General features: G+C 62.4%; 5 protein-coding genes. 1 reads left to right on the forward strand and 4 read right to left on the reverse strand.

What is annotated here, in order from left to right:
* Window positions 1-63: 63 nt before the first annotated feature.
* The 4 genes from K9857_RS29190 to K9857_RS29205 form a co-directional block, all read right to left on the reverse strand.
* The gene (locus K9857_RS29190) at window positions 64-441 is read right to left on the reverse strand and encodes a hypothetical protein (protein WP_224541857.1); all 378 of its coding nucleotides are present in this window, start codon (window positions 439-441) and stop codon (window positions 64-66) included.
* An 81-nt stretch (window positions 442-522) separates the two neighbouring features.
* A complete protein-coding gene (locus K9857_RS29195) occupies window positions 523-1,332 on the reverse strand; it encodes a putative RNA methyltransferase (protein ID WP_224541858.1) in 810 nt (269 codons plus the stop codon).
* Complete coding sequence (gene dapE / locus K9857_RS29200; protein ID WP_224541860.1) at window positions 1,332-2,483, reverse strand: succinyl-diaminopimelate desuccinylase; 1,152 nt, start codon at window positions 2,481-2,483, stop codon at window positions 1,332-1,334. The genes K9857_RS29195 and dapE overlap by 1 nt, the downstream gene beginning before the upstream one ends.
* A 202-nt stretch (window positions 2,484-2,685) precedes the next feature.
* Window positions 2,686-5,277 carry a glycosyltransferase gene (locus K9857_RS29205; RefSeq protein WP_224541862.1) on the reverse strand — a complete coding sequence of 864 codons (2,592 nt, stop codon included), beginning with the start codon at window positions 5,275-5,277 and terminating at the stop codon, window positions 2,686-2,688.
* Between the two features lie 288 nt (window positions 5,278-5,565).
* Here K9857_RS29205 and tcdA point away from each other — a divergent pair, with 288 nt between their 5' ends.
* Complete coding sequence (tcdA, locus tag K9857_RS29210; protein WP_224541864.1) at window positions 5,566-6,378, forward strand: tRNA cyclic N6-threonylcarbamoyladenosine(37) synthase TcdA; 813 nt, start codon at window positions 5,566-5,568, stop codon at window positions 6,376-6,378.
* The last annotated feature ends 42 nt before the right edge of the window (window positions 6,379-6,420 follow it).

A 6,420-nucleotide genomic window follows, 5' to 3' on the forward strand; every position in this document is an offset into this window, starting at 1 on the left:
ATTGACTGTTACACCGCATTCGCGAGCAAGCCCGCTCCCACATTTGGTTTGTGTCGCTCGCTTTTAAGCGGTACGCCAGGTGATCTCTTCTTCACCATCGGCACTGATGCGAATCCAGCGATCCGCCGCTTCTTCACTTTCTTCCTCGACCCACGTACCCGGCGCGCAACGTACTTCTACGTTCAGCGCAGCGAAGGCGGCGCGGGCGCAGGCGATGTCGTCTTCCCACGGAGTCTCGTCACTTTCCAGGTACAGGCTGTTCCATTTTCCTACAGCCTTGGGTAACCAGGTCACCGGCACGTTGCCGGCCTTGCACTTGAAGGTCTGGCCTTTCTGCACCCAGTCGCTGCACGGGCCCAGCGCGGCGCCGAGCCAGGCGGCGATTGCCTTGTGGTCGACGTCGGCGTCTTTCAGGTAAATCTCGATATCGGGCTGGCGCATGGATGTCCTCGTTGCGTTTCTGAAAAATCCATTCGCGGATTTAGCCGGCCTTGAACTGTCGTCCAGGGCCAAATTGTCGGGTTATTGAAGAACGAAATAATCGTAGCGCATCGAGACCGTGACCTCGAACGGCTCCGCCTGCTCGATCACCGCGGCCCGGCGCTCGGCACTGGCGCGCCAGCCGTGGGGCGTCATGGCCAGCAGGTTTGCCCGGTCCTGACCGCTGGTTAGCGTCAGTTTGAATTCCAGGGTTTCACTGTGGGCCAGCGCCATGCCTTCGGGCACCAGGGCCAGATGCTTGTCGTCGGTGTATTCGCGGACTTCGTCGTACAGCCGCTCGCGCAATTCCATCAGATGGCCGCTGGTCGGCCCGACTTTCATCAGTCCGCCGCCGGGGCTGAGCAGGCGCTTGGCTTCTTCCCAATCCAGCGGACTGAAGACGCTGGCCAGGAACTGGCAGCTGCCCGAGGCCAGCGGCACCCGGGCCATGCTGGCGATCAACCAGGTCAGATTCGGATTGCGTTTGCAGGCGCGTTTGACCGCTTCCCGGGAAATGTCCAGGGCGTAGCCATCGGCATCCGGCAGGGCCTCGGCGATTTGCGCGGTGTAGTAACCCTCGCCACAGCCGATGTCGACCCAGCGTGCCGGCGCGTAACCGGCCGCCAGCTCCGCCAGACGCCTGGCCACCGGCGCATAGTGGCCAGCATTGAGGAAGTCGCGGCGGGCTTCGACCATCGCCTGGTTATCCCCAGGGTCGCGGCTGTTCTTGTGCTGCACCGGCAACAGGTTCAGGTAACCCTGGCGCGCACGGTCGAACCGGTGCCCGGCGGGGCAGGCCACACCGTTGTCCACCGCATTGAGCGGCTCACTGCAGATCGGGCAAGCCAGCATCAGGCGAGCAACTTGACGAGGGTCTGGTAGTAGATCTCGGTCAGCACGTCGAGGTCGGCGGCCAGTACGCGCTCGTTGACCTGGTGGATGGTGGCGTTGACCGGGCCCAGCTCGACCACCTGGGTACCCATGGTGGCGATGAAGCGACCATCGGAGGTGCCGCCGCTGGTGGAGGCCTTGGTCTCGCGGCCGGTGATGGTCTTGATGCTCGACGACACCGCGTCGAGCAGCGCGCCCGGTTCGGTGAGGAACGGCAGGCCGGACAACGCCCAGTCGATGTGCCAGTCCAGGCCATGTTTATCGAGGATGTCGGCGACGCGCTTCTGCAGACCTTCGACGGTGGACTCGGTGGAGAAGCGGAAGTTGAACACCGCCACCAGGTCACCGGGAATCACATTGGTCGCGCCGGTGCCGGAATTGACGTTGGAGATTTGGAAGCTGGTCGGCGGGAAGAAATCGTTGCCGTGATCCCAATGCTCGGCGGCCAGTTCGGCCAGGGCCGGGGCGGCGAGGTGGATCGGGTTCTTGGCCAGGTGCGGGTAGGCCACGTGACCTTGCACACCGCGTACGGTCAGTTTGGCGCCGAGGGAACCGCGACGGCCGTTCTTGACCACGTCACCGACCAGCGAAGTGCTCGACGGCTCGCCGACGATGCACCAGTCCAGACGCTCCTTGCGCGCCGCCAGACGCTCGACCACCGCCTTGGTGCCGTGGTGTGCCGGGCCTTCTTCGTCGCTGGTGATCAGAAAGGCGACCTTGCCCTTGTGATCCGGGTAGTCGGCGACGAAACGCTCGGCCGCCACAGTCATGGACGCCAGGCTGCCTTTCATGTCCGCCGCGCCACGGCCGCAGAGCATACCGTGTTCATCGATGACTGCGTTGAACGGGTCGATCTGCCAGGCGGTCACGGGACCGGTCGGCACTACGTCGGTGTGGCCGGCGAAGCACAGCACCGGACCGTCGTGCTTGCCGTGTGTGGCCCAGAAGTTATCCACATCTTCGATACGCATCGGTTCCAGTGCAAAACCGGCATCGCCCAGGCGCTGCATCATCTGCTTCTGGCAATCGGCGTCGACCGGCGTCACGGATGGACGGCGGATCAGGTCGATGGCGAGTTGGAGGGTCGGCGAAAGGTCGGCGTGGGCCGTCATGGAAAAAACTCCGGAAGATCGTTGTAGGAGCGAGGCTCGCCCGCGAAGAACGATGATGAGGTGTATCTGTTACACCGAGTCGCTTCGTTCGCGGGCAAGCCTCGCTCCTACAGGGAATGTGGGGGGCAGGACCCCGCAAAATGGCGGTTATCTTAAAGCAAAACGGCGACCATAGGCCGCCGTTTAGTACATCGGTGAAGATTTACAGCGCAGGCGCCGTTTCCACTTCGGCCGCAGGTTTTGGCAGCGACGACAGGAACGCCATGATCAGCGCCGCCAGGTAGGGCAGCGACTGCACCAGCAGCATGGTCACCCAGAAACGCATGTCGTTGCTCGGCATGCCGTTGACCAGGAAGATCCCCAGCGCCGCGCCCCACAGCAGGAGCATGATGAACAGCTCTTCGCGCGCTTCCGAAATCGCCACCCAGAAGCCGTGGTTATCGGCGTTCTTCGGGGTGCGGAAAAACGGAATGCTGCTGGTGAAGAAACCGTACAGCACCGCCTTGGCGATGGTGTGCGACAACGCCAGGCCAGCCAGGGCCGCGCAGAACGCATCCTTGAGGTTCACGCCGACCGCGCGACGGTAAAGGAAGATGATCTTGCCGACCTTGAACACGAACAGCGCCAGTGGCGGGATCGCGAAAATCAGCAGCGGCGGATCGACCCGCTGCGGCACGATGATCATCGCCGCCGACCACAACAGCGCGCCGACGGTGAAGAAGATATTCATGCCGTCCGCCACCCACGGCAGCCAGCCCGCGAGGAAGTGGTAACGCTGGCCGCGGGTCAGCTCGGTGTCCTTGCCGCGCAGCAGGCTGCGGGTGTGACGTTTGATGATCTGGATCGCGCCATAGGCCCAGCGGAAACGCTGTTTCTTGAAGTCAATGAAGGTATCGGGCATCAGGCCCTTGCCGTAGCTGTCGTGGTAGTACGCCGCCGACAGGCCTTTCTCGAACACCCGCAGGCCCAGCTCGGCGTCTTCGCAGATGCACCAGTCGGCCCAACCCAGTTCCTCGAGCACCGAGCGACGGGTCATGGTCATGGTGCCGTGCTGGATGATCGCGTCACGGTCGTTGCGGGTGACCATGCCGATGTGGAAGAAACCTTTGTATTCGGCGTAGCACAGCTTTTTGAAGGTGCTTTCGTTCTGGTCGCGGTAGTCCTGCGGCGACTGCACCACGGCGATCTTCGGATCGGCGAAGTGCGGCACCATGTGCTTGAGCCAGTTGGGGTGCACGCAGTAATCGGAGTCGATCACCGCGATCACTTCGGCATCCTTGGCGGTGTGCGGAATCAGGTAGTTCAGCGCGCCGCCCTTGAAGCCGGCCAGTGGCGCGACGTGGAAGAACTTGAAGCGCTGGCCCAAGGTGGCGCAATAGTCACGCACCGGTTCCCAGACCGCCGGGTCCTTGGTGTTGTTGTCGATGATCAGGACTTCGAAGTCCGGATAGTCGAGGTTGGCCAGGGCATTGAGGGTCTGTTTGACCATCTCCGGCGGCTCGTTGTAGCACGGCACATGGATCGAGACTTTAGGGCGATAGGTCGAATCACCCACCACCGGCAGGAATTCCCGACGGCGCTTGTGAATCCACACCGCCTCGGCCAGTTCGTGGGCCTCGGTGAGCAACACGATGAATACCCCCAGCGCACCGAGCGCCAGGAGGAAACCGACCGTCAGGCTGAACCAGGTGCTGTATTGCAGGCTGTAGTCGTAACCGATCCACACCAGCACCGAACCACACAGGAACGCGATGAAGGTCAGGAAGGTACGGCCACGCTGGCGCAGGGCCGAGCCGTCGATCATCAGCAGCGTCAGCGACAGCAGCGCCAGCACCACGGAACCGACGGCCAGCACCCGCCATTGCGGAATCGCCACCACCGGGCCTTCGAAGTTGAATTTCTGCTGACGGGCGGCGTTGAACACGCCCCAATAGGCGCCCACCGAACCTTCGTCACTGGCCTTCCACGGCTGGTCGAAGGCTTCGATCACGAAGTAGTTGAAGCCTTGGCGGTTGAGCTTGTTGACCAGCGTACGCAGATAGATCGCCTGATCGGCGGGCGACGCATCGGCGCCACCGCGCATGCGGCCGTTGCTCGGCCAGCCCACTTCGGAAAGCAGCAACGGCTTTTTCGGGAACATCTTCTTCAGATCGCGAGCGCGATCGAGGACAAACTGCCCGGCCTTGTCCATCGGGATGAACTCCCAGTAGGGCAGGACGTGGGCGGCGATCAGGTCGACGTGCTTGGCCAGTTCCGGGTGTTCTTCCCAGACGTGCCACTGCTCGGACGTGGTCACCGGCACCTTCACGGCCGCGCGGACTCGATCGAGGATGACACTGAGGTCTTTGGCGGTGATTTCCTTGCGGAAGATCGCTTCGTTGCCGACCACCACACGAACCACGCTGCGCGAGGTATTGGCCAGTTCGATGGCGCGGGCGATTTCCCGCTCGTTGCGTTCCTGATCCGGGCTGATCCAGATCCCCAGGGTCACCCGCAGGCCGAATTCTTCCGCCAGTTTCGGGATGTCTTCCAGGGTGCCGTCGACCGAGTAGGTACGGATGTTGTCCGTCAGCTTGCTCATGATTTCCAGGTCGCGGCGCATCTGATCGTCAGTCGGATACTGCTCCTTCTGTGGGAATTGGCCTTGCTGGAACGGCGAATAGGAGAAGCCGGAGATCTGCTCGGGCCAATTGGGGGCGGTGACCGGGCGATTGATCAACGCCCAGAAGCCGGTAAACAAGGCCGCGATGGCGAGCACCACGACCAGGTTGAGTCCAAATTTACGGGATGACATAGCTATTTCAGGTTCCAAAGGCTGTGGAACGACGGAACGGGATCGGTGGACGGTTGCCCTGCAAAAGGGCGCGCATCCTACACCGGCAGTTCACTGAGCGTACATCCGACAGAGAAATGCCCGGCATTGGGCAATCCAAGTCGGTTTAAGTTCTTTCGTTAGAGCCTGTAGGACGAATCTTCGTTCGATGCACATGAAATCAAACTGGAAAGTCCTCCGTTCATAGCGCAAAGATGCTCTTGGACGCCGACGGCCCTATAATGCGCGCCGGTTTTTGAGGTGATGGTCATGAGTACAGAAGATCCGCGGTTTGCTGGCATCGCCCGTTTGTACGGGATCGAAGGGCTGGAACGCCTGCGTGCGGCCCACGTGGCCATCGTCGGCGTCGGCGGCGTCGGTTCCTGGGCGGCGGAAGCCATGGCCCGCAGCGGTGTGGGCGAGATATCCCTGTTCGACCTGGACGACGTCTGCGTCAGCAACGCCAATCGCCAGTTGCACGCGCTGGACAGCACCGTCGGCAAGCCCAAGGTCGAAGTCATGGCCGAGCGCCTGCGCGGGATCAATCCGGATTGCAAGGTGCACGCGGTGGCCGATTTCGTGACCCGCGACACCATGGCCGAGTACATCACGCCGGACATCGATTGCGTGATCGACTGCATCGACAGCGTCAACGCCAAGGCGGCGCTGATCGCCTGGTGCAAGCGGCGCAAGATCCAGATCATCACCACCGGTGGCGCGGGCGGGCAGATCGACCCGACGCTGATCCAGGTCTGCGACCTGAACCGCACCTTCAACGACCCGCTGGCCTCGAAAGTGCGCTCCACCTTGCGGCGCGACTACGGCTTCTCCCGCACCGTGACCCGCCATTACAGCGTGCCGTGCGTGTTCTCCACCGAACAGCTGCGCTACCCGAAACCGGACGGCAGCATCTGCTTGCAGAAGAGTTTTGTCGGGGATGGCGTGAAGCTGGACTGCGCCGGGGGATTTGGCGCGGTGATGATGGTGACGGCGACGTTCGGCATGGTCGCGGCGACCAAGGCTGTGGACAAGATCGTGGCGGGCGTGCGGCGTCCGGCGGATCGTATCAAACCCCAAGCCTGATACGGTTTCCCTTGTACGAGCGAGGCTTGCCCGCGAAGGCGT

The sequence above is a fragment of the Pseudomonas sp. REP124 genome (assembly GCF_020164475.1).
Taxonomy (GTDB): domain Bacteria; phylum Pseudomonadota; class Gammaproteobacteria; order Pseudomonadales; family Pseudomonadaceae; genus Aquipseudomonas.

Bases quoted from the DNA above. Each gene is read 5' to 3' on its own strand.
- tcdA (WP_224541864.1), top strand. From the start codon at position 5,566: ATGAGTACAGAAGATCCGCGGTTTGCTGGCATCGCCCGTTTGTACGGG.
- K9857_RS29195 (WP_224541858.1), bottom strand. From the start codon at position 1,332: ATGCTGGCTTGCCCGATCTGCAGTGAGCCGCTCAATGCGGTGGACAAC.
- dapE (WP_224541860.1), bottom strand. From the start codon at position 2,483: ATGACGGCCCACGCCGACCTTTCGCCGACCCTCCAACTCGCCATCGAC.
- K9857_RS29205 (WP_224541862.1), bottom strand. From the start codon at position 5,277: ATGTCATCCCGTAAATTTGGACTCAACCTGGTCGTGGTGCTCGCCATC.
- K9857_RS29190 (WP_224541857.1), bottom strand. From the start codon at position 441: ATGCGCCAGCCCGATATCGAGATTTACCTGAAAGACGCCGACGTCGAC.